General features: G+C 50.0%; 20 protein-coding genes, 1 tRNA gene and 1 other RNA gene. 10 read left to right on the top strand and 12 right to left on the bottom strand.

Going from position 1 to position 24264, the window contains the following annotated elements:
• The first annotated feature begins 72 nt into the window (after nt 1–72).
• Entirely contained in the window at nt 73–2520 is a 2448-nt protein-coding gene (gyrA, locus tag HN413_12590) for a DNA gyrase subunit A (GenBank protein ID MBT3391235.1), read from the top strand.
• Nucleotides 2521–2692: 172 nt separating this feature from the next.
• Here the strand turns inward: gyrA and HN413_12585 are convergent, their stop codons facing one another.
• From HN413_12585 to HN413_12565, 5 genes are read right to left on the bottom strand one after another with little or no spacing between them, the layout of a single operon-like run.
• On the bottom strand, nt 2693–3802 hold the full coding sequence (locus HN413_12585) for a nuclear transport factor 2 family protein (protein MBT3391234.1): 1110 nt from the start codon (nt 3800–3802) through the stop codon (nt 2693–2695).
• Between the two features lie 48 nt (nt 3803–3850).
• The gene (locus tag HN413_12580; protein ID MBT3391233.1) at nt 3851–4909 is read right to left on the bottom strand and encodes an LCP family protein; all 1059 of its coding nucleotides are present in this window, start codon (nt 4907–4909) and stop codon (nt 3851–3853) included.
• Between the two features lie 27 nt (nt 4910–4936).
• On the bottom strand, nt 4937–5788 hold the full coding sequence (locus HN413_12575; protein MBT3391232.1) for a LysM peptidoglycan-binding domain-containing protein: 852 nt from the start codon (nt 5786–5788) through the stop codon (nt 4937–4939).
• Nucleotides 5785–6705 carry a HAMP domain-containing histidine kinase gene (locus HN413_12570; protein ID MBT3391231.1) on the bottom strand — a complete coding sequence of 307 codons (921 nt, stop codon included), beginning with the start codon at nt 6703–6705 and terminating at the stop codon, nt 5785–5787. The genes HN413_12575 and HN413_12570 overlap by 4 nt, the downstream gene beginning before the upstream one ends.
• 56 nt (nt 6706–6761) lie before the next feature.
• The gene (locus HN413_12565) at nt 6762–8201 is read right to left on the bottom strand and encodes a GAF domain-containing protein (protein MBT3391230.1); all 1440 of its coding nucleotides are present in this window, start codon (nt 8199–8201) and stop codon (nt 6762–6764) included.
• Nucleotides 8202–8421: 220 nt separating this feature from the next.
• Here HN413_12565 and HN413_12560 point away from each other — a divergent pair.
• The 3 genes from HN413_12560 to HN413_12550 all read left to right on the top strand — a co-directional run bounded on the left by HN413_12560 (nt 8422) and on the right by HN413_12550 (nt 11152).
• Nucleotides 8422–8505, top strand: a tRNA-Leu gene (locus HN413_12560).
• Nucleotides 8506–8615: 110 nt separating this feature from the next.
• Nucleotides 8616–9812, top strand: coding sequence for a hypothetical protein (locus HN413_12555; protein ID MBT3391229.1), 1197 nt, complete (start codon nt 8616–8618; stop codon nt 9810–9812).
• Nucleotides 9809–11152: an Hsp70 family protein gene (locus HN413_12550; protein MBT3391228.1), complete on the top strand. Its 1344-nt coding sequence runs from the start codon at nt 9809–9811 to the stop codon at nt 11150–11152. Before HN413_12555 ends, HN413_12550 begins: the two co-directional genes overlap by 4 nt.
• Nucleotides 11153–11196: 44 nt before the next feature.
• On the opposite strand, the gene ssrA is transcribed toward HN413_12550, so the two are convergent.
• Nucleotides 11197–11600, bottom strand: a transfer-messenger RNA (tmRNA) gene (gene ssrA / locus HN413_12545).
• Between the two features lie 178 nt (nt 11601–11778).
• On the opposite strand from ssrA, the gene HN413_12540 reads away from it, so the two are divergent.
• The 3 genes from HN413_12540 to HN413_12530 are packed head-to-tail and all read left to right on the top strand — an operon-like array spanning nt 11779 to nt 13590.
• Nucleotides 11779–12384 (top strand): sigma-70 family RNA polymerase sigma factor, encoded by a 606-nt coding sequence (locus HN413_12540; GenBank protein MBT3391227.1) that lies wholly within the window; start codon nt 11779–11781, stop codon nt 12382–12384.
• 10 nt (nt 12385–12394) lie between these two features.
• Nucleotides 12395–13237 (top strand): DegV family protein, encoded by an 843-nt coding sequence (locus HN413_12535; protein MBT3391226.1) that lies wholly within the window; start codon nt 12395–12397, stop codon nt 13235–13237.
• 11 nt (nt 13238–13248) lie between these two features.
• Nucleotides 13249–13590, top strand: coding sequence for a hypothetical protein (locus HN413_12530; protein ID MBT3391225.1), 342 nt, complete (start codon nt 13249–13251; stop codon nt 13588–13590).
• 56 nt (nt 13591–13646) lie between these two features.
• On the opposite strand, the gene HN413_12525 is transcribed toward HN413_12530, so the two are convergent.
• The 6 genes from HN413_12525 to HN413_12500 all read right to left on the bottom strand — a co-directional run bounded on the left by HN413_12525 (nt 13647) and on the right by HN413_12500 (nt 21189).
• A complete protein-coding gene (locus tag HN413_12525) occupies nt 13647–14411 on the bottom strand; it encodes a hypothetical protein (protein MBT3391224.1) in 765 nt (254 codons plus the stop codon).
• A 151-nt stretch (nt 14412–14562) separates the two neighbouring features.
• Complete coding sequence (locus tag HN413_12520) at nt 14563–15495, bottom strand: hypothetical protein (protein MBT3391223.1); 933 nt, start codon at nt 15493–15495, stop codon at nt 14563–14565.
• Between the two features lie 169 nt (nt 15496–15664).
• Nucleotides 15665–16888 (bottom strand): PDZ domain-containing protein, encoded by a 1224-nt coding sequence (locus HN413_12515; GenBank protein ID MBT3391222.1) that lies wholly within the window; start codon nt 16886–16888, stop codon nt 15665–15667.
• A 179-nt stretch (nt 16889–17067) separates the two neighbouring features.
• Entirely contained in the window at nt 17068–17397 is a 330-nt protein-coding gene (locus HN413_12510) for a hypothetical protein (protein MBT3391221.1), read from the bottom strand.
• 76 nt (nt 17398–17473) lie between these two features.
• The gene (malQ, locus tag HN413_12505) at nt 17474–18973 is read right to left on the bottom strand and encodes a 4-alpha-glucanotransferase (GenBank protein ID MBT3391220.1); all 1500 of its coding nucleotides are present in this window, start codon (nt 18971–18973) and stop codon (nt 17474–17476) included.
• The gene (locus HN413_12500) at nt 18970–21189 is read right to left on the bottom strand and encodes a serine/threonine-protein kinase (GenBank protein ID MBT3391219.1); all 2220 of its coding nucleotides are present in this window, start codon (nt 21187–21189) and stop codon (nt 18970–18972) included. Before HN413_12500 ends, malQ begins: the two co-directional genes overlap by 4 nt.
• 166 nt (nt 21190–21355) lie before the next feature.
• Here HN413_12500 and HN413_12495 point away from each other — a divergent pair, with 166 nt between their 5' ends.
• The 3 genes from HN413_12495 to HN413_12485 all read left to right on the top strand — a co-directional run bounded on the left by HN413_12495 (nt 21356) and on the right by HN413_12485 (nt 24068).
• Nucleotides 21356–21844, top strand: a complete 489-nt coding sequence (locus HN413_12495) for a hypothetical protein (protein MBT3391218.1) — start codon at nt 21356–21358, stop codon at nt 21842–21844.
• A gap of 5 nt (nt 21845–21849) precedes the next feature.
• Entirely contained in the window at nt 21850–22545 is a 696-nt protein-coding gene (locus tag HN413_12490; GenBank protein MBT3391217.1) for an acylneuraminate cytidylyltransferase family protein, read from the top strand.
• 119 nt (nt 22546–22664) lie between these two features.
• Nucleotides 22665–24068: a hypothetical protein gene (locus HN413_12485; GenBank protein ID MBT3391216.1), complete on the top strand. Its 1404-nt coding sequence runs from the start codon at nt 22665–22667 to the stop codon at nt 24066–24068.
• Nucleotides 24069–24264 lie beyond the last annotated feature (196 nt).

Below are 24264 nucleotides of genomic sequence, written 5' to 3'. Positions count from 1 at the left end.
ATTTTGGCGTTCTTCTTCGTTATGATATTGTTTGAGTAAACTACTGTTGTATCTTGGACACTGGAGTCTTTTATGGAAATCGGCTTGGTTCGTAAAATTGACGTTGATAAAGAAATGCAGCAATCCTATTTGGATTATGCGATGAGTGTAATTGTCTCGCGTGCTTTGCCCGATGCGCGTGACGGTTTGAAGCCCGTCCATCGCCGCATTTTATATGCTATGCACGATATGGGCATCCGACCGGATACAGCGTATAAAAAATCGGCCCGTATTGTTGGTGAGGTATTGGGGAAATACCACCCTCACGGTGATATGGCCGTCTATGACGCGATGGCGCGTATGGCACAAGATTTTTCAATGCGCTATTTGCTTGTGGATGGGCAAGGTAACTTCGGCAGTATGGATGGCGATTCTCCGGCAGCGATGCGTTATACCGAAGCTCGTCTGGCCGCATTGGCTTCACATATGTTGTCGGATATTGATAAAGACACCGTCAGTTTTTCGAGTAATTTTGACGATACACTAAAAGAACCGAATGTGTTGCCCGCGGCATTGCCCAATTTGCTGGTCAATGGGATTACAGGCATTGCAGTCGGGATGTCGACCAGCATTCCGCCACATAATTTGGGGGAAGTTGTGGATGCGCTGGGTTATATGCTGGAGCACTGGAAGAACCTGGATGACGTCAGCGTGGAAGAATTGATGAAGTTTATCAAGGGGCCTGATTTCCCGACCGGGGGCATTATTGTAGATCAGATCGAACAAGGCGGGCTTCAAAAAGCGTATGGAACCGGTCGTGGTCGTATTCGCGTGCAAGCGCGCGCTCACATCGAAGAGATGAGCCGCGGTCGTAACCGGATTGTGGTTACCGAAATCCCCTATATGGTCAATAAAACCACTTTGCTGGAACGCATCGCCTCGTTAGCTCGTGATGAAAAAGTTGAAGGTATCGCCGACTTGCGCGATGAATCGGACCGCCAAGGCGTGCGCGTGGTGATTGAACTCACTAAAACCGCACTGCCCGAAAAAATATTGGAAGATTTGTATAAGTATAGCTCCATGCGCACCACTTTTAGTTTGATAATGCTGGCGTTGGTGGATGGCGAGCCGCGCATGCTCAATCTCAAACAGGCTTTGCGGGTGTATCTCAATCATCGTCAGGAAGTTGTTCGCCGCCGTAGCGAGTACGAGTTGGCGCGCGCCCGCAAGCGTGAACACATCCTCGCTGGGTTAATCATTGCCCTGGCAAATCTTGACGATGTGATTGACACAATCCGTCGTTCGCGTAATGTGGAAACCGCACACAAAAATCTTCGCAAGCGGTTCAAACTGAGCGATGTGCAGGCGCGGGCGATTCTGGATATGCCGCTGCGCCGCCTGGCGGGGCTGGAGCGCGCCAAACTGGAGCAAGAATATAAAGAAACCAAAAAACGCATAAAGGAATTGGTCGCGCTGCTTAAATCTCCGGTCAAGATGCGCGCAGTGATCTCAAGTGAATTGCAAAAAGTAAAAGAAGATTTCGATGATCAACGTCGTACACAAATTGTCTCGGTGAAAGGCGATCAGACTGAAATTCCGGTGCGTTTGAGTGATTTGGCTCCTGATGCATTGGTTTGGGTTTCGCTAACCGATGATGGCAAAGTTTCTCGCACGCGGCAAGATAACCGCCCGCGCATTAGCGGTAATTCGGCCCCGGAGCAATTAATTCGGGTCAATACACGTGATACGCTCTATTTTGTTACCAATGATGGGCAGGCAGCCTCACTGCCAGTGACATCGCTGCCCGAAACCGAAAAGCCTGACGACGGTGTGCCCTTCCATCAGGTATCGCCGCTTACGAACAAAGATCACATAGCTACGATTTTTGCCTTGCCGCCCAAAAATCAGCTTGCGGATGGCTGGTTTGTTGTTTCAGTTTCTCGCCAGGGAATGGTCAAAAAGAGCGCCGCAGAAGAGTTGCCAGGCCCAGCGGCAACGCCCTTTACGCTGGTACGCGTCAATGAGGGTGATTCGCTTGGCTGGCTGCGCCTCAGTGATGGGACGAAAGATATTTTCCTGGTTGCGGCAAGCGGTATGGCGATCCGCTTCTCCGAAGAAGATGTACGCCCGATGGGGTTGGTTGCGGCGGGCGTAATGGGTATCAAACTTGATTCGGACGATGAACTTGTTGGCGCGGATTTGTTGCCCCAGCGTGGTGAAATATTTTTGCTGGCTTCCAATGGGCGTGGCAAACGTGTAGGGCAAGCCGATTTTCCTGTTCAGGGACGTTATGGCAAAGGGGTGATTGCCTGGAAATTACCCAAAGGGGTACGTATATTAGGTTGCGCAGTTGGTACAAAAACGAAATCGATAACCCTGCATTTGAAGAAATATGCTGCCAAGATGATTGATTTGGGTTCTGCGCCGGTGCAAACCCGGGCAGCGACGCGTGGAAAAGAAGTCTATGAAATTCGTTCCGGGGATGAAATTTTAGCGGTTACTGTTCCCGAAGATTTACCACGCCCCCTGAAGAAAGAATAATGGCTCGTAACTGCTCAGGCTAACGCCTTCGCAGGGAGAATTCCGAAAAAAGGGGTGTGCGTTGGGGCATACGCCCCAACGCACACCCCTTTTTTCGGTCTCTTTTTTTCGAGGCTGAGCAGTCACAATGGCTCTATGAATATTTCACGCCAGTTCACCCTGCTTTTCGATTTTAAGAAACGGTAAAGTGGGAGTAGTGATACGTTATTTTCTCGCCGATCAACCCCAGGGTGTCGTTCCCGTTGTTCACATTTCCGGCATTACTGCGTGCCGCCCAGGAAAAGTGGCGTGAATTCCCCGTTCCCGAAAATCCGGATAATGTGAATGTGCCATTGGGCAACAATTGGCCGAAGAAGGTTTGATACCAGGCGCGAATGCGTTCTTTTCCTACAATCGTGCGTGCTGCAGTTACATGCACCGCCCGATCACTATATAATTCAACTACTTTATTGGCATCGCGCGTATTGAAAGCTTGAACCAGACGGGCGGTAATATCTGTTGGGGGCATTGAGCCGCTATCCCAATCGAAAGCGGCAATTGTATTCCAGGCTTCTCGTGAGGGTTTCAGCACGTTGCGGGCGTTATACCATTCCCAGAAGTTCGCCGCGCTAAGATTGAGGGCGCGCGCCGTTACCAAAAATTCCTGCATTTCAGCCGCAGTTGCCGACCATCCATGTTCGGTGAAGGCTGCCCCGGTGGGAATAATGGGTGGTCGATAGGGAAGACTCTGGAATTCTTGTATTGTACGGTTGAGTTGCGAACCCGGGTTGTGCGCACCAATCCAGTAAACCTGTGGCATGTTAATATCACATTTTTTGAGGAACTCATTCCAGGGAATGGGGTGGAGTGATGGATAACGATATGACGATAATGCCAGCGGGTAATTATTCCCTACGCCGCTGCGCAATTCGCTCATAAAAGTTCTGGCTGCACTGGTTTTGCCCGATTCTTTATAAGGCGCCTCAGCATCAATCACAAAGCCATCCAGATTGAGGTCGCGAATGCGTTTTATGGCGATGCGCGCTTCGCCTGAAGGGTCATTGCCATAGACATAATGCCAGCCCCAGGCTTGTATGCCCAGCGAGTGCAGCGCATTGACTAGTGGCGGTACCAGGTCTACCTGTTTGTTCCAGTCGTAGTTATAGGGGTAAATCCCACCGGCCACTTTGATGAGTACATGGCTCAGGCCCGCTTCTTGGGCTTCTAATGCGATCTGGGTAGTATTACCGCCTTCACAGTTTTTGATTTGCCAGAGGAAAAAGCCTTTGCCTTGTAAAGCCATAGATGAAACCTCCTTGCGGATTGTTATTACTATAGTTATAGCATATTTTCAGGGAACTCCTGCGGCTTGCTGAAGCACTGCTCGGATGGCAGCTTCTTGGGGTAGCAGTACCATGGCCCCGCCCGGAGTTGTCCACGGGATGACTTGCCCCGGCCCGATATAGTATTGTTGGATATTATCGGGATTGCCAATTTCGGCGGCCAGTGGCACCAGGGGAGCCAGGTTGATCCAGCGCAGATCTGAACTTACATTTTTATGATAAATGTCGTAGAGTTCATCGGCTTTTTGCAGCCCGTCCAAGCTTAACATGCGCAGCGCGATTGCCGAAATGACCTCTTGCTGGCGGCGGGTGCGGTCAAAATCGCTGGTGGTATAACGCGAACGAGCATACCATAGGGCGGTTGAGCCATCCATGTGGACAGTGCCCGCTTTTACTGTGTAATATCCAAACGCGGTGCGGTGGTCGCTGAGTGTTTGCCCTACCTGCACGTCAATCCCGCCCAGGCTGTCTATGGTTTGGATGAAAGCATCCAGACCGATCAGAATATAATGATCCACACTGACGCCGAAATTATATTCCAGTGTTTCGGCCAGGGTTGCAAAGCCGCCATAGTACATGGCGGTGTTAATGCGCTGATACACCCATCCTGGAATATAGACGTACAAATCGCGCGGGAATGAAGTCATGCTGACTTTCTTTGTACGCGTATTGATGCCGAGTAAAATGATTGTGTCAGTACGAAAACCGATTTCTCCGGGGCGCTGATCCGAACCGAGCAAGAGAATATTAACCTGCTCTTGCGGATAGTCAATTTCATCCGATGATGGAAAATCTTTGGTTGGTCGCGGAGTGGGAGGTGGTTCAGGTGTCGCCGTGGGGACTGGGGTGGGGAATGCGGTGGGGATGTACGTGGGGGTGGGAGGCACCGGCATAAAGGGAGTGGGAGTTGCACTGGCATCGGGTACGCTGGTTGCCAGCGAGGTAGCGCTCCCCTGGGGGGTAATTTGTGCTAATCCGCGCCCGCCCACACCGATTAAGCCCGTTGAGCAGCCCACCAATAGCAGCGCGAAGATAACAATCCAAAGAAAACGTTTTAAATAAACCATATTTATGGTGGGCTATCCCCCAGAAAGTTATGGCCCGGGTGATGATGTGAGCGTTGGTACAGGGGTATTCGTTGCCGTTGGCGGTACGGTTGTTGGCGTGGGTGATGCTGTTGGCAATGGTGACGCGCTGGCGGTGGGTGATGGCGGAGCCGTCGTGTTGGTGGCGGTGGGCGGTACCGCTGTAGCTGTTGATATTTTTGTTGCAGTGGGAGGCGCTACCGTTGCTGTGGGGGTAGATGTGGCGGTGTTGGTGAGGGTGGCGATTGCGTAGGGCACCAAAAGTTGTTGGCCCGCATAGATAGTGCTTGTATTCAAACAATTTGCCTGCTGGAGTTGGGCGACTGTGATGCCATGTGCGCTGGCGATTTTGAATAAGGTATCACCTGATTTCACCAGATAAGAAACCCAGCCGTAGCGGGGGGTGCAGATGGGCGGAATATTGGGCGTGGCTATCTTAGTGGGGGTTTTGGTTGCGGGGATGGGCGGTACGTAGAGCTTCGCGCCGCCGGGTAAACTCTCGCCAAGCAGGCAGTTGGCCTCCGATAATTCTTGTGTCGATGTATGGTAGGTTTCAGCCAAGCTCGCCAGCGTTTCGCCCGCGCCGATAGTGATTTGATTCCAGCCATCGGGGGCCGGGCAAGTTGTAGGGGGAATGCTGGTTGGTGTATTTGTAGGCAGCGGCGTAACGGAAGGAGTGTATGTAGGTTCTCCGGGCAAGGTAGTTGGTAGTGGGGTTGCCGTTGCGGTTGGCGTTGATGTAATGTTCAACGCGGTTGCTACTTCTCCCTCGCTGATCGCTAGAATTAGGCTGCCACCCAGAATGAAGGCAGAAAAAAATGCTGTCAATAGCCCTGCAATCAGTTCACGCCCCAGGTTCATTTTGCACGCTCTCGGGATTGTGGATTTTTGTTTGAGAGGGGCAGCAATACATTGAACGCAGAGCCTGTGCCGATTTCGGTATCTACCCAAATACGGCCCTGGTGGGCTTCGACCAGCGTTTTTGCAATCGATAGGCCTACACCGGTATCGCCAATCCCTTCGATCTCAGGATTGTCGGTGCGATACAGGCGTGAAAAGACGCGCGGTAGATCTTCTTTGGGAATGCCGCCGCCCTGGTCGGCGATTTGGATCAGGATGAAATCTTGAGCGCTATTCGAGACCTGAATTTCAGCTCGCAGGAAAATTTCTCCTTCAGCCGAAGAAACCGTTCCGGCATTTTGCAGCAAGTGGATGAGAATTTGCTGCAAGGCATCCCGATCGGCATGAACATGCGGCATCGGGTCGGGCAGGTCTACGCGCAAGCTGATTTTCTTTTCGCGCAGTTGTTGGCGGGTATCGGCGATGGCTTTGTCGATTGCATGGCCGAGATTCACAGCTTCTGGATTAAGTTTATATTGCTCTCCATCGAGTATCGTTACCCGCGCAAGATCATCCAGCAGAACCGCCATGCGCTCCGTTGAAACCTGAATGCGTTCGACAAATTTACGTTGCAATGCACCCAGAATGCCGATCGATTCACCCATCAGCAAATCGGTATACCCAACGATGGATGACATCGGTTGGCGCAAATCTTGTGCGATGGATGAAAAAACTTCGCTTTGCATCTCTGTCATGCCACTTGCCTGTTTTGGGTGTTCCTCTGTCGCTAAATCTTGTTGGAAACCACGTTTTTCCATTTCCACGATGTGGTTTTTTAGCCGTGAAATTTCCTCCAGGGATTGCTTGAGTTCCCGTTTGAGTTGCCCAGATGTGGTAAGTTCGTGTGTGTCGGCATCGCTAATCAGGCTTTCAACCATTTCGCCCAGTCGCCGGTTTTCAACTTGTAGCCGGGCAATCGTATCTTCGGTTTTCTTTAAACGGTTGGGTTGGTTTTCCTCTTTGTGAATTTTTGAGCTGGCCGCTCTACAGCGATTTCTTGCGGGCGTTCGTTTAATTCAATTTGCAAGGCTTCATTCTGCGCTTGCGCATTTTCCAAAAGTTCCTGGATGCTCCCCAGATTTTCCTGCGCTTTTTTCAGTTCATCGTGAAGCGTCTGGTCTTGTTGTGTTTGTTGCAAGATCGGGGCCACGCCGCGGGCGATTTGCTCGAGGTAATTCTGATCCTCGCGACTCCAGCGCCGGTCGGAATGAGGCGAGAGCACAATAAGTCCCAGGGATGTTTCCCCCTCCGGGGTGGAGACGAAACCAGCTAAAAGGTGGCCGGTGGTCCCCAGGCCGAGTTTGTCTCCGAGGCTGGATAAATCTTGCGAAGTGCTGCTGGCCGGTAACCGTAATGGGCGGCATTTGTTCATCGCAGCCGTCAATAGGGGAAGCTGATCTGAGTTGAGCGCCATCCCCGGTAAAACTTGCTGTTGGATAAGATCATAGCCGCACAAAATGGTCACTTGCCCGCGAAGGTCGGGCGGGTAAATGATGAGACAAATATCTGCCAGCATTGTTTCGGCAATCGCGCGGGTGATTGCCTGACACCGTTTGGGCAGTGGCGCATTATCCATCATCGCCAAAATCATACTAAATCGGGCCGGGTCAATGCCGTAACGAGGCCGTTCTTGAATTGTAGGCCAGGCAGCGGTTTGTTTTGGTGCCTCTGTCAAGGAGAGACGGCCATCCTGAGGAGGGCGCGCAAAGCGCCTCGGCAGTGTGAATAGCAGCGGATACGCTGCCATTTGAGCCAGGCGTACAAATCCGGGAAAATCACTTTCGGTGAGCGGGGTGGTGAGATGAAGGCCGTGACCAATTGCACTGATGAGCAACATGCTCAATCCATACGGCCAGCCATTTGGGCGGCGAATGAGCAATAAGGCTATGCCGAACAGAATCAGCATCAGTGCATAGAGTTCCCACCCTGCATCCAGCCACAGAACATTAAACGTTGAAGTCGTATAATGATCGGCCCACCACACCATGCTCAGTGCTGCGGCAATTAGGGTCAGTACGCCGAATAACCCACTGGCAACATCGGCCAGGCGCACAGGTTCAGGAAAAACCCACAGCCAAAGAATGATGAGCAAACCAAGCAACGTGGCCGCGCGGTCGAGCATGGGTAAAATAATGTGGGGGTTTGCCAACCCTTGATGGGTAAGCCCCGCGCTGATGAATAACACAAAGCGAATCCCAAGCAACAGCCCCAGCCCAATTACCGTCCGGCGGCCTTGTGGGAATTGGGTATCACGCCATGTGGAAAGGGCGGTCTGCAACGCCCCAGCAATCGAGAATGCCAAGGCCATGTGGTAAATCAAATTGCCGGGGTATGTCGTTATTGTAATTAAAATTTGTTGTATAGTTGTGCCCATATCAAATGCCCTCGCCCAGAAATTATAGCACGCGAAGCTCGAAAAAAAATGTATGTACAAGAACAATGCCAGGGTGACAAAATCAGCTTTTACACTCAGTCCGTCGCGACTTCACGAAAGTTTGTGCAACCAGATGCGTTTGTGCCTATGTTGGCTGCCACAGGAAAAACAAATTCCGTTGACAAAACGCTGAAACGGAGTAAAATAGCGCCTGTGATACGCCGAAGTGGCGGAATAGGCAGACGCGCTACGTTCAGGGCGTAGTTCCCGTACGGGAGTGTGGGTTCGACTCCCACCTTCGGCACAAGCTCTTGATTGCAAAATCAAGAGCTTTTTTGTTATGTTTTTCGCGCGCAAAAAGGCGAGTCAGGGTATCATTTGTCTCTCGCTTAAGAAATCAATTGGAGTAGCACTGTGTTTACACCCGAAAAAATCAACGAGTGGCTCAAAGAAGTTGAAGAACGCCCAAGTTCTGCTCAAATTATCATTCAATTTATTGCCAACCGCCTGAACGACCTGAGCGAATGGAATGAAAAATTGCGCGCCGAGAATATCGCCCTGCGCACGAGCAAGAAGGTAGCGAGCTACGAACGCCAGATTGCCCACCTGCAATATCAGCTTGATTTGATCAAACGCCAATATGGCGGACAGTTGCCAGCCACCGAGCAGATTGAAATATCCAAAGCACCAGAAGAAACTCAACGATTATGCGTGTTGATCTACACCCGCGATGGGCGTTTGCTGCGTCTCGAAGTTGCTCCTGCTGATTTGGCAAACGGGCGCACAATCGGGACTTTGAGTGGGTTGTCATTTCCCGATGAATCGCCGCGTCTTTTGGTGGTTCCAGCCAATGAAGAACTGCTCCTGGTGTTTGCATCAGGTCGTATCGCAGCGCTGCCGGTTTCGAGTGTGCCTGTTCAGGCTGTGAGCGCGGATGTTCCTCTGGAATGGGAACAAATTTCCATCCCCAATGCCCCTGTTGCGGGAGATACTCTATCATCCCTGACGCCCATTTCCCGGTTGGCTCTGGCAGATTATTTTGTCCAGTTTAGCCAGCGCGGGTTTATAAAAAAAATTCGTATGGCGTTAGCTCCATCTATTTTGGAAAATCGCTATATTGGCACTGGCGCGAATATCTCACATGACCGCCCCTTTGATCTGGCACTGTGCCGCAAAGACGAACGCTATGTATTGGTTAGTCGAGATGGTTATTTGCGATACACTCCGGTTGACGCGTCGCCTTATGCCATTGTTGAAGCGATTCGCCTCAAACCTGCCGACCGCCTGGTTGCAGCCGTTGCCATGTCGCAAGAGAAGATATTATTGGCGATGACACAGATTGGCAAGGCCATTCAGCACACAGAAGATACCCTGGAGTTGGTCGCGGATTTGGGGCGCGTGGGCAAGGCGCTCTACTCCAAAACGCGTCGCGAATCCGGAGTGCGCGTGGTGGGAGCTGCCGCGGTGGCAGAATCCGACTGGGGCCTGGCAATCCACGCCGGGGGTCAGATCAGCGTCCACGCCGTTTCACAGATCCTCGCCAGTGGCACCATCCCCGTTGAGGGCGAATTGCTTTCCTTCACTGCTTTTTCCGGGCAAGGAAACCCATGAGCCTGAAAATCGGACTCGATTTTGGCACATCCAACTCTGGCGTTGCTATCAGTGATGGCAATGGCGTGCGTTTGTTGCCGATTGACCCCGGCAATTCCATCCCCGAAGTGGTTAAAACCATCTTGTATGTCACGCGGGATCACCGAACCTATATCGGTCAGGAAGCGATTGAGTTGTATTACCAACATAATGTCAACCGCGTGCGGCGCTACGAGCGCAGGTGGGCTGGGGCGCTGCGTGTGATCGCCTCTGAAGTTGATTATTTGCACGATGTTTTCGTGAGTGTGGATGTGCTCAAACCGGGGCGCCTGATGCAATATCTAAAAACTGCCTTGCGTAAAAGCGGCGGGGTCAGTGATATGGCGGGTACGCTGATTTTCGAGCGCTATTTTAGCGTAGGTGAGTTGATTCAATTCTATTTGGGCCATCTGAAAAGCAGGGCGGAAGCAATTTTGGGTGAAAGAATTACCGGTGTGACCCTGGGCCGCCCGGTGAAATTTTCTGAAAGCCCTGCTTTAGATCGCCAGGCTGAGGATGTACTGCGCCGGGCTGCTTATGATACCGGTTTTGAGATTGTGGATTTTGAGTTGGAACCCATTGCCGCGGCGCTGTTCTATGAAAGGTCGCTGAATAAGCCCGAAAATGTACTGATCTTCGATTTTGGCGGCGGTACGCTTGACATCACAATTATGCGTCTTGGCGACAAGGGTAAGCGCCGGGTGTTTGCCAATGGCGGTATTGACATAGCCGGAGCCGACTTTGACCGGGCAATCATCGAGAAACGCCTGTTACACCACTTTGGACAGGGCCAGATTCAGCACATGCCCGAAATTACCGAACTGATTGAAGCTGTACCGGATTGGATGGCGCTGCCCGATTTGAGTACTCCGGTGATCAACAATTATCTGGAAAAAGCTATCCAGCGCGGCACTGCACCCGTGCGCATGAAGACGCTGCAATCCCTGATTTTCAACGACCTGGCCTTCCCTTTTTATAATCAGGTAGAGATGGCAAAAATGGCTCTCTCAGAGGAAAGCGCCACGGTGATTGAATTGATTGGCAAAGATTTCGATCTATGGGAATTATATACCCGCACACAATTTGAAGCCGATATTTGGGAAGATTATCTGCAAATTGAGCAAATTTTGCGAGATACGCTCGCGGCCTCAGGGTTGAGCGCAGCGCAAATAGATGCTGTGGTCAAAACGGGGGGATCATCGAATATTCCCGCGTTTTCCGAGATGTTGGCGCGTATCTTTGGGGAAGAAAAAATTAAGCAGGCAAATGTGTTCAGCAGCGTGACGGCGGGTTTGGCGATCCGGGCACAGGAAGATGCTTAAAAATAAAAATGTATCGATTAAAGCAACCGATACATTTTTATGGGGAGTGGAGATGGCGGGAATCGAACCCGCGTCCGAAAGATTAGAACCTCGAACATCTACGAGCGTAGTCACATGTTTGTGATCGTTGAGTGGCCTACAGGTGACCAAAGCTCCAACTCAACCAGCCATTGGAACCCGAAAGTCCCGCTTAGGCGTACTTAATGGCGTCGTACGCGGCACTCTGGCTTTTGTGTCGTCCAGCCTGCCCCCGGCCAGAGGGCGGTGATCGGTGGACGTGACCCGTTGGGTCAGTTTGCGCTCAGGCGCTCACTGCATTAGGCAGCGAGAGGAAGAGCAGCATAGTCAGTGCGATTGGCACTTAAAGTTTTTGCGCTGATTTTCCGAGTTCGGCGCCTCTCGGCTCGCAGTCCGGGCACAGCCTCCTCCGTCGAAGCCTGTCATCCCCGAGTTGCGATCATTATAACATGGGATGAAATATAAAGGCACATGATATACTTCATCATATCCTTATTTAATTTTGAAGCAGAAAAGGGTGTGCAGGGGGCTGCCCCCTGCACACCCTTTTCTTGTAATAATAGCAGCTTTTCTATGCTGAGTAGAAACTTTTTTATCAGGATGGTGTTATGTTAGGTAACTCCACAACTGCGGAACGATGTTCAACTCTCACAACATACACGGAGTTTAGTGATGATCAGGTCGTGGAGCGCGCTTCCCTGGGTGACCTCCAGGCTTTTGGCGAATTATATGATCGGTATGTTGAGCGAATCTACAATTATATCTATTTCCGCACAGGCAATACTTTTGACGCGGAAGATTTAACGGAGCGAGTATTTTTTCGGGCAATTCAACATATTAAAAAGTATGAAAATCGCGGCTTGCCCATCGCTGCCTGGCTATACCGAATTGCACATAACCTGGTGGCAAACTGGTATCGGGATAACAGCCGCCGTCAGGAAATACCGCTGGATGTATTTGAGTTTTCGCTCACATTTCCTGGCGATTTGCCTGAGACAGCGATGCTCAAAGCTGAAGAACAAGATGATTTGTTGTATGTCATTCGCCAATTGCCCGAAGAGCGCCAACAATTGTTGATCTTGAAATTTGTTGAGCAGCTTACCAATGCAGAAATCGGCCAGATTATGGGACGCACGGAAGGCGCGATTAAGAGCCTTTATCACCGCACATTATTGGCCTTGCGAAAAGAATACAATATTGTTGGTGTTGAATAAGGAAAACAATATGTTGCGAATTGTATTAGATACCGCAGGTGATATTCCACAAGCGTGGATTGATGAATATGAAGTGCAAATGATTCCCATTAATATCCATTTTGGGGAGCAAATTTTTTATCAAGGCATTGATCTTGATAATGAGGGTTTCTATCGCTTGGTTGATGAATCGGGTGTGATCCCAAAGACCAGCCAACCCACCCCCCAGCAGTTTAAGACATTTTATCGTCAAATTGCTGACCCTGGGGATACGGTACTTTCCATCCACGTAACCGGCAAACTCTCTGGCACAATGGCCTCCGCCGAGATGGCCGCGCGTGAACTCGACGGTGAGATTAATGTGATTCCCTTTGATTCTGCCGCAGGCTCGGCGGCGCAAGGCTACATGGCTAAGGAAGCCCGTTTGTTAGATCATGCCGGCGCTTCGATAGAGAGAATTGTCGAGCGGCTTGAGCATATACGCGCCAATATTCAGGTAATTCTCACCCTTGATACACTTGAATATGCCCGCATGAGTGGGCGCGTTAAAACGCTTCAGGCTGCGTTGGCTTCGGTGTTGAACGTTAAGCCAATTGTTCTGTTGCAAGAAGGTGTGCTGGATATGTTTGATAAAGTTCGCACTCGCGGGCGATCGTTGGAACATGTACTCTCGTTAATTAAAGAGCGGATTGGCGATCGCCGTGCGAATGTAGCCGTCGTGCATGCTCGTGATTTGCAGGCCGGTGAGGCATTACTTAAGCGAGTACAGGAAGTACTCCATTGTGAATCACTCATTCTCACAGAGCTATCGATTGGGATTGCCGCAAATCTTGGCCCTGGGACCGTGGGTATTATTGCTTATCCTGTTGAATAAGTAGGTAGAAAATGAATTTTCTAAAGAGAAAGAATAAATATATTGAAATATTGGCTATCGAAGCGTATTTGAAGACTGCATTGCACCCCATTATGCCGCGTCAGGCATTTGTGAGCGGCTTGCGCGAACGCCTGATGGTTCAGGCAGCGAGCGCTGCTGCCCCTGAGTTGATCATCCGTGAGGAACCGCGTAATGTATCCCGCGGTTGGATTTTGGCTGGTGGGGTATTTGGCAGTCTGGTGATGCTGGCTGTCAGCATCCGTGGGTTGATTTCGATGTTTGGAGTAGCCGGGTCATTGCTTAAGCGTTTTGGCACTGGTGAGCATGCTCGAGCTTCACAGCTAGCGCATTAACTTTAAACGAATCAAAAAAGGCGTGTGTGGAATTTTCCTGCACACGCCTTTTTTTGTTAATCGTTACGTTTTCCGGGGCTTATATAGCGCGTTTTTTTGAAGGGTTTGATTTGATCGCCAATATTATCTTTTAGCACATGCCCGGATTCGTGCATCAGCGTATCATGGTTGAAATCATTGAGCTTGGTCATGCTGGCAAGACAGGGAAAATGATGGTGCAGCAACCCGGCTTTTTCTTCAGCTTCATCCACTGAGGTTCCAACTAGGTTTTCAGCAACGTGCCGGGCGCAGCCGCAGACGGCATCGCGAGTCACCTGGATGGTAGCAACCGTTCGGGTATCTGGATCAACTTCGAGATGGAACGTCGGCTTGCCAAAATAGCGCGCGAATTCTGAAATATGTGCGTCCTCATATTGAACACGATCACGCCGGGTGATTCCATAATCCGTTTCTGTGAGCGAGCACAAGGGTTTGGGGGTTACGCAGGTTACATTGATGCGTTCCAGCCAGCCGATTAATTGTCGAGCGAGTCCGCGGGGCAGCCAGGTTTCATCGTCTACGGCGACCAGCACGGAGCGCGCTCCGGTCATTTGGGCGATGTCGGGCAGCAGTTCGGCTACGCTTTTGTGCTCGGCAAAGGAAAGAATCAAATCGCTTTGTGGCAGGCTTTCGGGGATGTGATCTTCAGGGTAATCGATTACCAATGGGAAGGTTTTAGGGGCTTGCCAGGTTTCGATTTGCCAATTTTTTTGGGCATGTTGTTTAAGATTGGCGATGTGCCGTTCTCCGTATTCGCCGTTGAAAATCGCTAGAATGCGCATAAAGATTCTTCTCACTTTTTTGGGATGGGATGCTCTATTGTACTCGATCCGGAAAGGAAGGCGCGAAGACGCGCACAACCCCTGGGGTGGTTGGCTGAAACAGGTTGATTCTGCGCCCAGGGGTTGGCTGAATTTTCAAAGCGCTAGAAATTTAGGGACTCCAGTCGGGGAAGCCATCGTAGTATTCGTCATTGGTAAGTTGTATCAGTTCGCTTCCATCTGCATTGACGATCCACAGATCCCAGTTGCCGCTGCGATTGGATGCGAAGACAATGTTCTCCCCATCGGGCGAGAATGCTGGGGCTGTATTTGAGAATTCGTCGTCGGTGAGGCGCACAACGCTGTCAACAGCTCCATCTTTGTTAATCGTGTAAAGATCCGTGTTTGGCCCCTTGCCAGATACAAAGACAATCTGTTCGCCATCGGGCGACCAGGCCGCCCCGCTGATTGGATCGTCTCTATCCGTGATCTGAGTGACTTCACTCCCATCCGGATTCATGTAAAAAATTTCCATATTACCGGAACTATTAGATATGAAAAGAATCTGGCTGCCATCGGGCGACCAGCGCGGGGTGTAGTCAATGAAGTCAGGCGCATCCAGCAATTCGGATAGTTCTTCATCGGCCAGGTTCCACACATAAATATCGGGCGTATCCTGTGGCTCGTTTTGATGATCGGACTGGAAGACCAACTGGCTGCCATCGGGCGCCCAATCGGGGTTGTTGCTGCGGAAATCGGTCACCTGAGTGAGGTCTGTACCATCAGCGTAAACGGTGTATAGATTCCACACACCCGCCAAAGCGAAAGCGATCTGATTGCCATCGGGCGACCAGCTTGGCAGAATTGCAGCATCAACGCCCGTGTTGATCGGCGTGATTTCGGCGCTTTCGGGGTCAATTAAATAAAGATCAAGTTTGTTGGGATCCTCCCCGCGATTCGATGAAAAAACAATTCGCGACGGGCCGTCGTAGGCGACGACGGTTGGGAGCGGTTCTCCTGCGGGGGTGGGTATCTCTGCAGGGCTATCGTAGGCGGTCAATAGTATGCCCAGCATCAAAACAATGCCAATCGTGCGTCGTTTCATGAGTTTCTCCTTTGCATGATCCTGACTTGTGAGTATATTCTGGAAATTAAAAAGCTGCCAGATTCTTTGGCAGCTTTTCGATGGAGTTAGCGATGCAGCAGATATTATCTGTTCGATGAAGAGTGCTGCCAACCTTCTATGTGATTATAGATGCAATAATTTTCCGTGTCTATCCATCTGCGGTATGAGCGCGGACAGCCTCAATAGCAGCCTGGATTTGCGGGAAGTGGCTGCGCGTGTGCAGAGCAAACCCATACTCTCCGACATTTTGTACTAATTCCATAAGACGGCGTTTGTCGGCGATGAACTCATCTGGCAGTTCTCGGACTGCTGCCACAGTAATCGCTTCGCAGCGTTTGAGTTCGGCAATTAAATCGGGCAGGGAATATGCATTGGCGATGGCAGTGTGCATTCCCAGATCGTTGTGGAAACCTCCGGTACGATAGTTTCCGATAAAGCAGGTGATTGCCAGATGCAGCCAGCGTTCAGAATAGATCAGGTGCGCCAGAGTTTCTTTTGCGCTCCATTCCTCAGGGGCCGGACGTGCTGCGGCTTCTTTTTCGCTGACTCCCTTGAAGAGCGCGTTTAACTCGGCATCCACTTCTGCGTAGATTGCGGCGGTTTGTTGCGCAAGTTCTGCCGCAGATGATGGCAGTTTGGGGGCTGGACGCCCGGAGAGTACCATTTCTACAGTCTTGGCTTCACTCCCGCGGTAGAAGACCACATCTACCCTTTCACCGGCCTGTTTGCCAGCGATGGCCTTGCCAAAATCAGGGAAGGTTTTTAGTTCGTGGCCATTAATGCTAAAAATTACGTCATTGCCTTGTAAACCGGCGGATTCTGCCGACATGCCTGCCAACACGCCGCTGATGCGCACGCCAGTTTCAATCGGTAAATCCAACTCCGCGATCATCTTCTCGTCCACCAGTGCGGCAGGGAAAACGCCCAACATGGGGAGGTCAAAAATGCGTTTGTCCAGACCGGTTTCGAGTACCGATTTTAAATTTGCCAGGGCGCGCTGCCATCCATCACGGATTTGTTTTTCGTTGTCGTCCGTCCAGAGGGCCACTTTTCCCACGCCCTTGTGTTTGATTTTTACATGGGTGGCGTTGTCTTTTTCCGCGAGTGAAAATATTACCTGCGTGGCTTCCGGCTCTCCCTTGCCAAACCATACGAGTTTAATTTTTTCATCTGGCTTACATTTTTTTACTGTTCCAACAGCATAATACCCCGTATTCCACCAGGCATAAAACCGGCCGCCCTTCGTGGCATTAATTTCGGCGAAGTCAGCAAACCAGCTTTGAAGCGCGGCTGCATTTGTCAGCGCCCGATAAACTTGATCTGCCGGGGCTTGAATAGTTTCTTCAAATTTCAGGGATGGGGATTTGGACATGCGATTACTCCTTTGGGCGAAAAACTTGACGATAAAAATATCCCGAAAATTGGGGTGTGGGGGGCGAAGCCCCCCACACCCCAATTTTCGGACATCTCTTGTTAGCATGGGTAAACCTTTACTATTATAGTACGGTGGAGCAGCGGGCGAGGTTCAAGTTGGCGCGCCGACAAGCGGCATTAGTTTATCTCGAGGAGATAGGCAACCAATTGGCGCGCTTCGGCGATCAAATCAATCTGGGCGGGTAATCTAAATTCTTCGTTGACGCGTAATATCAAGTGTTGGGCAATTTCTCGAAAGCGTGGCTCAATCTCGGATGCCGACGCTAAAACTTGCAGGCGATCATAGGCGCTGGGGCCAGGATCAGACATTGCGTGAACGCGAAAATACTCCCCGGCAGCGATGCCAGCCGCGCGGCGCGCACAGACCCTTGCCCGGCCCTCATTTCCCGCTTGTCGTGATTTTTCTGCCGTTTGGAATTCTTTTTCGATGCTGGTGTAGATATTCATCGCCACCCTTTTTTGTGACTTTTCCCCACCGCAGGCGGGGGATGCCAAGGTGGTGGCTATTTGGGAACAACTCTTTTTATTTTGGAGTCAGTCGCCCGTAGAGTTGATTTTGCTCTTTCAGGCGGACGGCTAACGATTTCGTCAACGCGCTGGGTTTCATGCGCCACTCCCAGTTTCCACCCAATGTGCTGGGGAAGTTCATGCGGGCGCGATTATCCAGGCTGAGTAAATCTTGCATCGGCGCCAGTGCGAACACAGCCACCGATCCCCAGGCGGCGCGGATCAAATCCCAGGCAATATCGTGCCCGGCGCGGGCCAGGTAGCGCCGGGCGAAATCGCTCACTTTTTCGTCGGCGCGCTGATACCAGCCCAGGACGGTATCGTTATCGTGGGTGCCCGTGTAGACGACGGAATTGGGCGTGTAATTATGTGGCAAGAAGGGATTTGCGCAATCGCCGTCAAAGGCAAAGACCAGGATTTTCATGCCGGGGAATCCAAATTTTTCACGAAGTTCGTTCACATCGGGGGTGATTTCACCCAGGTCTTCGGCGACGATGGGCAACTCTCCCAGAGCGGCCTCAACGCTTTGGAATAGCGCGTCCCCGGGGGCGGGTACCCAGCGTCCATTGATAGCGGTTTCTTCGTCACCAGGAATCTCCCAATATCCGGCGAAGCCGCGGAAGTGATCCAGACGAATAATATCCACCATCGAGAAAATCGCTGTGAAGCGTTCAATCCACCAAGCGAAGTTCTGGCTTTGGTGAATATCCCAACGATAGATGGGGTTGCCCCAACGCTGCCCGGTGGGTGAGAAATAATCCGGCGGCACTCCGGCGACGACCGTTGGTTGCCCGATTTCGTCCAGATAGAATAATTCGCGGTTGGCCCATACATCGGCGCTGTCGTGGGCAACGAAGATGGGGATGTCGCCCAGAATTTGGACACCGTTCTGATTAGCGTAGGCGCGTAGCTCGTTCCATTGTTGGAAGAACAGGAACTGGAAATAGGTGTGGCGCTCGATGGCTATGGCATACGCCCCGCGAAAATCTTGCAGGGCTTGTTCGTCGCGATCGCGCAAGTGTGCAGGCCACTCAACCCAAGAATGGTTTTTCTGGGTTTCTTTAATTGCCATGAAAAGCGCGTAATCGGCCAGCCAATGGGCCTGCGCGGCTTGAAAAGCTTCAAATTCCTGTTGTATCTGAGTCGATGGATTATTCTTGAAACGGATGAAAGAACGTTCTAAAATACCGAGTTTGTAGGGGATTACTCGGCCAAAATCTACCTGTTCAGCAGGTAAATTAGGCGCTTCGATAATGTCGTCGCTGTGCAAAAGCCCATTTTTGAGCAGCGCCTCAGGGCTGATGAGGTAGGGATTCCCGGCGAAAGCTGAAAAACATTGGTAGGGTGAGTCGCCATACCCGGTTGGGCCGAGCGGTAGGATTTGCCACAAGCCGGTTCCGGTTTCTGCCAGAAAATCGATCCACTGTTGGGCTTGGGGGCCAATATCGCCAATGCCATAGGGACTGGGCAGGCTGGATGGGTGCAATAATATACCTGAGGCGCGTTGAAAGCTCATTGTGTGGGTCTTAGTACGGGTTGGGGTTTTATTCTTGCGCCGGTCAGGAAGCCTTCGGGTAAGGGGATCGGCTCGTATTGGGCGCTGGTGCCGATGGAGCCAACGGAGACGAGATAGAGTTGGGTGGCGGCTCCAGCCTCGTAGGGTTGGTGCGCAAAGATCAGGTAATGTCCATCGGGGCTAAACGCGGGATCGCGATAACAGCATTTGCCGTTGATCGGATTGATTTGTGTATCGGCGCGGTGCAGATTGGAGTTGTAAAGATAGAGTTGTCCGAAACCGTCATTACGGGTATAGCTGGTGATTGCATACAGGTAATTGCCATCGTAGCCAAAATTCTGAATATAGGGGGTTTCCTTGAAATTCTCCATATCAAACCTTGGCGGCGGAAATTCGTCAAGTAGATCAGGCAAAACCTGGCAACTGCGGGTTTCGTAAATCTTAATCAGATCGCCCTGCACGCCGTTGAGCGCGGCCAGGAGCATAATCGACAAACGTGAACCATCTTCCGACCAGCGAACCACTTTGGCGTGAATAATGACCTCGGCGCCACTGACCATCGGAGCATAGGTCTCGCATTCGCTCATCGCGCGTAAATCGGATGAGAAGCGGGCAACCTGGAGCTGTTCTTTGTCGAAGGGGATAATATATAATTCGCGGTTGATCGCGATGGCGGCTTGTGTGCCATCCGGTGAAATAGCAAAGGATTCAAGTTCGCTGGCTGTTTCAAAGCAGGCAATATAATCCAGGCGTCCCGTTTCATACTCGGCCAGCCAGATGCATTTGCCAGAAATATAGGTCAGGGCTGAGCCGTCAGGCATCCAGGAAAGGTCTGCTTTTTCAGTGCCATCAAACGTAATTTGTTCCAGATCGCTGCCATCCACATTCATCACCCAGATATTATTAGCATCGATAAAAGCGATTTTATCCGCGCCACCCAGGGTGGGTAGTTCGGGCGCGGGGGTGAAGGTGGGTTCGGGTGTATCCGTTGGCGGGGCAGTAGTTGCTGTGACTTGTGCAGGTTCTGGTGTGCTGGTCGCTAACGCAACGGCGGTTTCACTGGTGGGGCTAACATCTTGCAGCGGTGCTTCGGTGGTCGCGACTGGTTCAATTGCAGCCATTGTTGGGGATGCCAGCATTGCCAGAGGGCCTTGTCCGCGATAGCCCATAAAAGCAGTTGCCAGAAGGATAGCTGCGCCAACGCCGAATAGCAGGAAAGCGCCAACCGCAAAGGGAAGCAAATTACGTTTAGGTTTAGCTGCGGCTAATGGAACTGGCGTAGCAAACGGGGGCGGTGTGTGGGGAGGCGGAGTCGACGGGGGCGGAGCAATTTCCGCGGTGGCTTGTGCACTGATGCGTGTCGCCGCGACTACGGGAGTTGCTTGCAGGGTGGCATGTCGCTCGCCGCGCAATGCCAATTGCAATGCCTCCGACATTTCAACCGCATTGGCAAAGCGTTCATCAGGGTCTTTGATGAGCAGTTTTTGCAGCCACAGATCAATCTCAGCGGGGATCTCCGGATTGAGCGTTGTAATATTAGGCACAGGCTCTAGAATGTGCATCATCATTACTTTAGCCGGAGTTGTGGCCTGGAATGGTGTATGCCCTGTAAGCATATGATAGAAAATAATCCCCAGCGCATATAAATCGCTACGCCCATCCAGCCCTTTTTCACCCTGAACTTGTTCGGGACTCATATAAGCGGGTGTTCCGATGATGTTTTCCCCCGTTAGCGTGTGCCCTCCGTGTGCCAGACGGGCGATTCCAAAATCAGAAAGATAGGCATTATTATATTGGTCAAAGAGTATATTGCCGGGTTTGAGATCGCGGTGGATAATGCCTTTGGAATGTGCGGCTTCCAGGGCATCAGCCAATCGGAGAATAATTTTTCCGGCTTCCTGATAGGATAGTGCGCCTTGTTTGAGTTTGTCCGACAGATCCCCGCCTGACATCATGCGCATAACAATATAGGGCTGCCCATCATCCTCGCCGAAATCGTAAACCGGCACAATCGCAGAGTGTTCCAGCGTGGCGACAGTTTTTGCTTCCCGTTCAAAGCGTGTCCGGAATTGAGGATCGTGCAGGAAGGCGCGTGGCAGAACCTTTAGAGCTACGTCGCGCTCAAAATTTGGATCATAGGCCTGGTAAACCGTCGCCATTCCACCCCGGCCGAGTTCTTTTCTAATTTGATAGCGTCCAATTTTTTCGGGGGACATATTATGGCTTCCCTGTAAAATATGAAGAGTAATGTAAATGGCAAAGCACCTATCACCAGGATTATACAACAAATGTTTGCACCTTGCCGAGATAAAGCCAATTCATTACAATACGGGCCTATTTGAAATAATAAAAAGGTAATCGATGTCCTTACAGTGGTACGTTTTGCGTAGCAAACCAAAAAAAGAAGATGTTGTATATCAGCAGCTTCGAGCGCAAGAATTCGAAAGCTATTTCCCTCGCATTCGGGTGCATCCAAAAAATCCGCGCGCACGCAAATATAAACCTTATTTCCCAGGTTATATGTTTGTGCGCATCGATCTCGAAGATGTCGGTATGTCTGTATTCAAGTGGATGCCGCATACCCTGGGATTTGTCACCTTTGACGATCAGCCTGCCGCAGTTCAAGAACACATGATTCGAGATATGCAAGGGCGCATAAAGGAAATTAACGATGCGGGCGGCGAAGTGTTTGATGGATTGAAAGCCGGTGATGCGATTCGCATCGAACATGGCCCATTTTCGGGATATGAGGCTGTTTTCGACACCCGCTTGCCCGGCACAGAGCGGGTACGCGTGTTATTGCAATTATTAAACGATAAACGCATGATTCCGATGGAATTGCGTACTTCGCAAATCAGGAAGATGGGGTAGTGTGGATGACATCTGTCTTGGCGCTTATTCCTGCCCGCGGTGGCTCTAAAGGTCTCCCAAATAAAAATATCGCCCGGGTGGGTGGCAAACCACTAATAGCCTGGACGATCTTAGCTGCCCAACAGGTAAAATCAGTTGATCGGATTGTAGTGACAACTGATTCGCCTGAGATTGCTCGGATTGCGAGAGATTATCAGGCTGAAATACCTTTTTTACGCCCACCTGAATTAGCGCTTGATGATACCCCCGGAATGGCCCCCATTCTCCACGCTATTCAATGGTTGGAAACCAATCAGAATTATTGTCCAGATTATGTAATGTGCCTGCAGCCGACATCTCCGTTACGAAGTTCTCAAGATATTGAGGCTGCAATTCAACTTGCACTGGATAAAAATGCCGACAGTGTCGTCAGCGTTTCCCACGTAAAACAGCACCCACAATGGATGAAAGGCGTGGATGCTGAAGGGCGCATGGTCGATTATATTCCGGCTGCGGATTTGATAACACGTCGCCAGGATTTGTCGCCAGTTTACGCGCTGAATGGGGCTATATACCTGACGCGTCGTAATATTTTGCTCGAAAAAAAAACCTGGTATACGCTAGAAACGTATGCCTACATCATGCTGCCTGAGCATTCTATAGATATTGATACGCCCTGGGATCTGTACTTGATCAATTTGCTTTTTCAGAATCAGGAATAATATGTGCGAATGAACCATACCACATTTTCTGATCGCAAAATAAGCGTAGACCGGTCTAGTTTTATTTCAAAAAGAATTTTGGTGGAATCTAGAATATTTTTGCTCTCAAGGATCAAAATATGTTAACTACCAAATCCAAAATTTTCTACGGCGCTGGCATAGTCTTGGTTTTGATTGTTTTTTGGGTGATTTTCGGGATAAGCATGAATAGTAAATTGCTAGATCCCGAAAATCTTTTTGCAGTTACATTGATAAGTGAACGCACCTATGGGGAATTTTGGAGCGAATCTACATATTCTCATTTTGTTACCTACAGACCTGTGATAGCCACCATATTTAAGCTGGAATATGATCTCTTGGGTTTTAATCCCAGAGTTTTGAATTTCACATCTCTGGCCCTGTTAGCTGTGCTTTCCTGCCAGATTTACGATATTATCCAAAGGCGCTCTGCAAATATGCTGACGGCAGTAATAACGGCTCTATTTTTCGTTACAGATTGGAGACTTCAAGAGAATGTAGACACTTTTATTGGCGCACAAGATACTTTGGCGGGTATTTTTGGTTTATGGGCATTATGGGTTTTGTGGTTTAGTCAAACTAAATATAAAGCCGGGATCACATTTTTTTTATTATTAGCGTCTTTTATGAGTAAAGAGTTCGGGCTGGCATTTGCGTTAGCTGTGCTTATTTTTGCTTTGTATGAGAAACCAGAACAATGGAAATCAATCGTTATAGCGTCTATTGGCGCAGTTGCAGTTTTTGTTACGATTCGATTGATCCTGGGTTTGACTCCGTTGCCTGAAGAATACCCATCCTTTATGAATAGAGCAAAATGGAGCCTTATTAATATCGCAAGCGGTTTTATTTTTACATTTCTTCCTTCTTTCACTGGGTCAGATGGGGAGTTGCCTTTGTTCAACAATATTAATCTTCCTCCAACGAACTATGTCCAACCGAATGATTCAGCGATTATTTTATTTCAGGTTATTCCGATTGTGGTTTTGTTTTTATTAGGGTTCTGTAATAAAAAAGAGCGCAAATTATATCTGCCGCTACTTTTTTTGATCATTGGAAATTCTGTGTTGTTCTTCTATAGATATGCTTATCGGTTTCATTTCATAGGAATTATTGGCATGTATTTGATTGTAGGGTTTGGGATTGATTTTCTTTATAATAAATTGAACCGAAAATTAAAATGGACCGAAATTTCCATCATATTTTTAATAGCTTTAGCAATGATATTGCAGCAACGCGGCTTATTTTTACATGGTTATTTCAGGAGTTATCTGGATTGGAATGATCCTGGTCAATGCACGAGTGATTTAGGTTATAGTCCGGCAGAAATCGAGAGGTGTTTAGCGTATAGGAGTATTTGTATTCCTACGGAAGAATACTATTTACAAGAAGATTTTTTTGGATATTATTCCGCAACTACACCCGACACTATACGTTTAGTGATGCAACATTATGGAATTCCCATTGAATACTGTACTTGTTTAGACCCAAGTCCAAAATGTGAATAATGTTAGTGACTTCACTGAAAAAAGCAGCAGATGGAAGGTTCCTCCGGAATATATGGGGGTAGTAGCGGAGCTACTACCCCCATATATTCCGGAGGGCATCTCGCTCAACAGTTTTTTGCATTAAATCAAATTATTACTGGGAGTGCGAAGCCCCCCTATTTTCGGGCTTACTTTTGTAAAAATTGCGTAATTCCTA

Source organism: Chloroflexota bacterium (assembly GCA_018648225.1).
Classification (GTDB): domain Bacteria; phylum Chloroflexota; class Anaerolineae; order Anaerolineales; family UBA11858; genus NIOZ-UU35.
The sequence above is the reverse complement of the archived record's forward strand: the minus strand, read 5'-3'. Positions and strand labels throughout refer to the sequence as shown.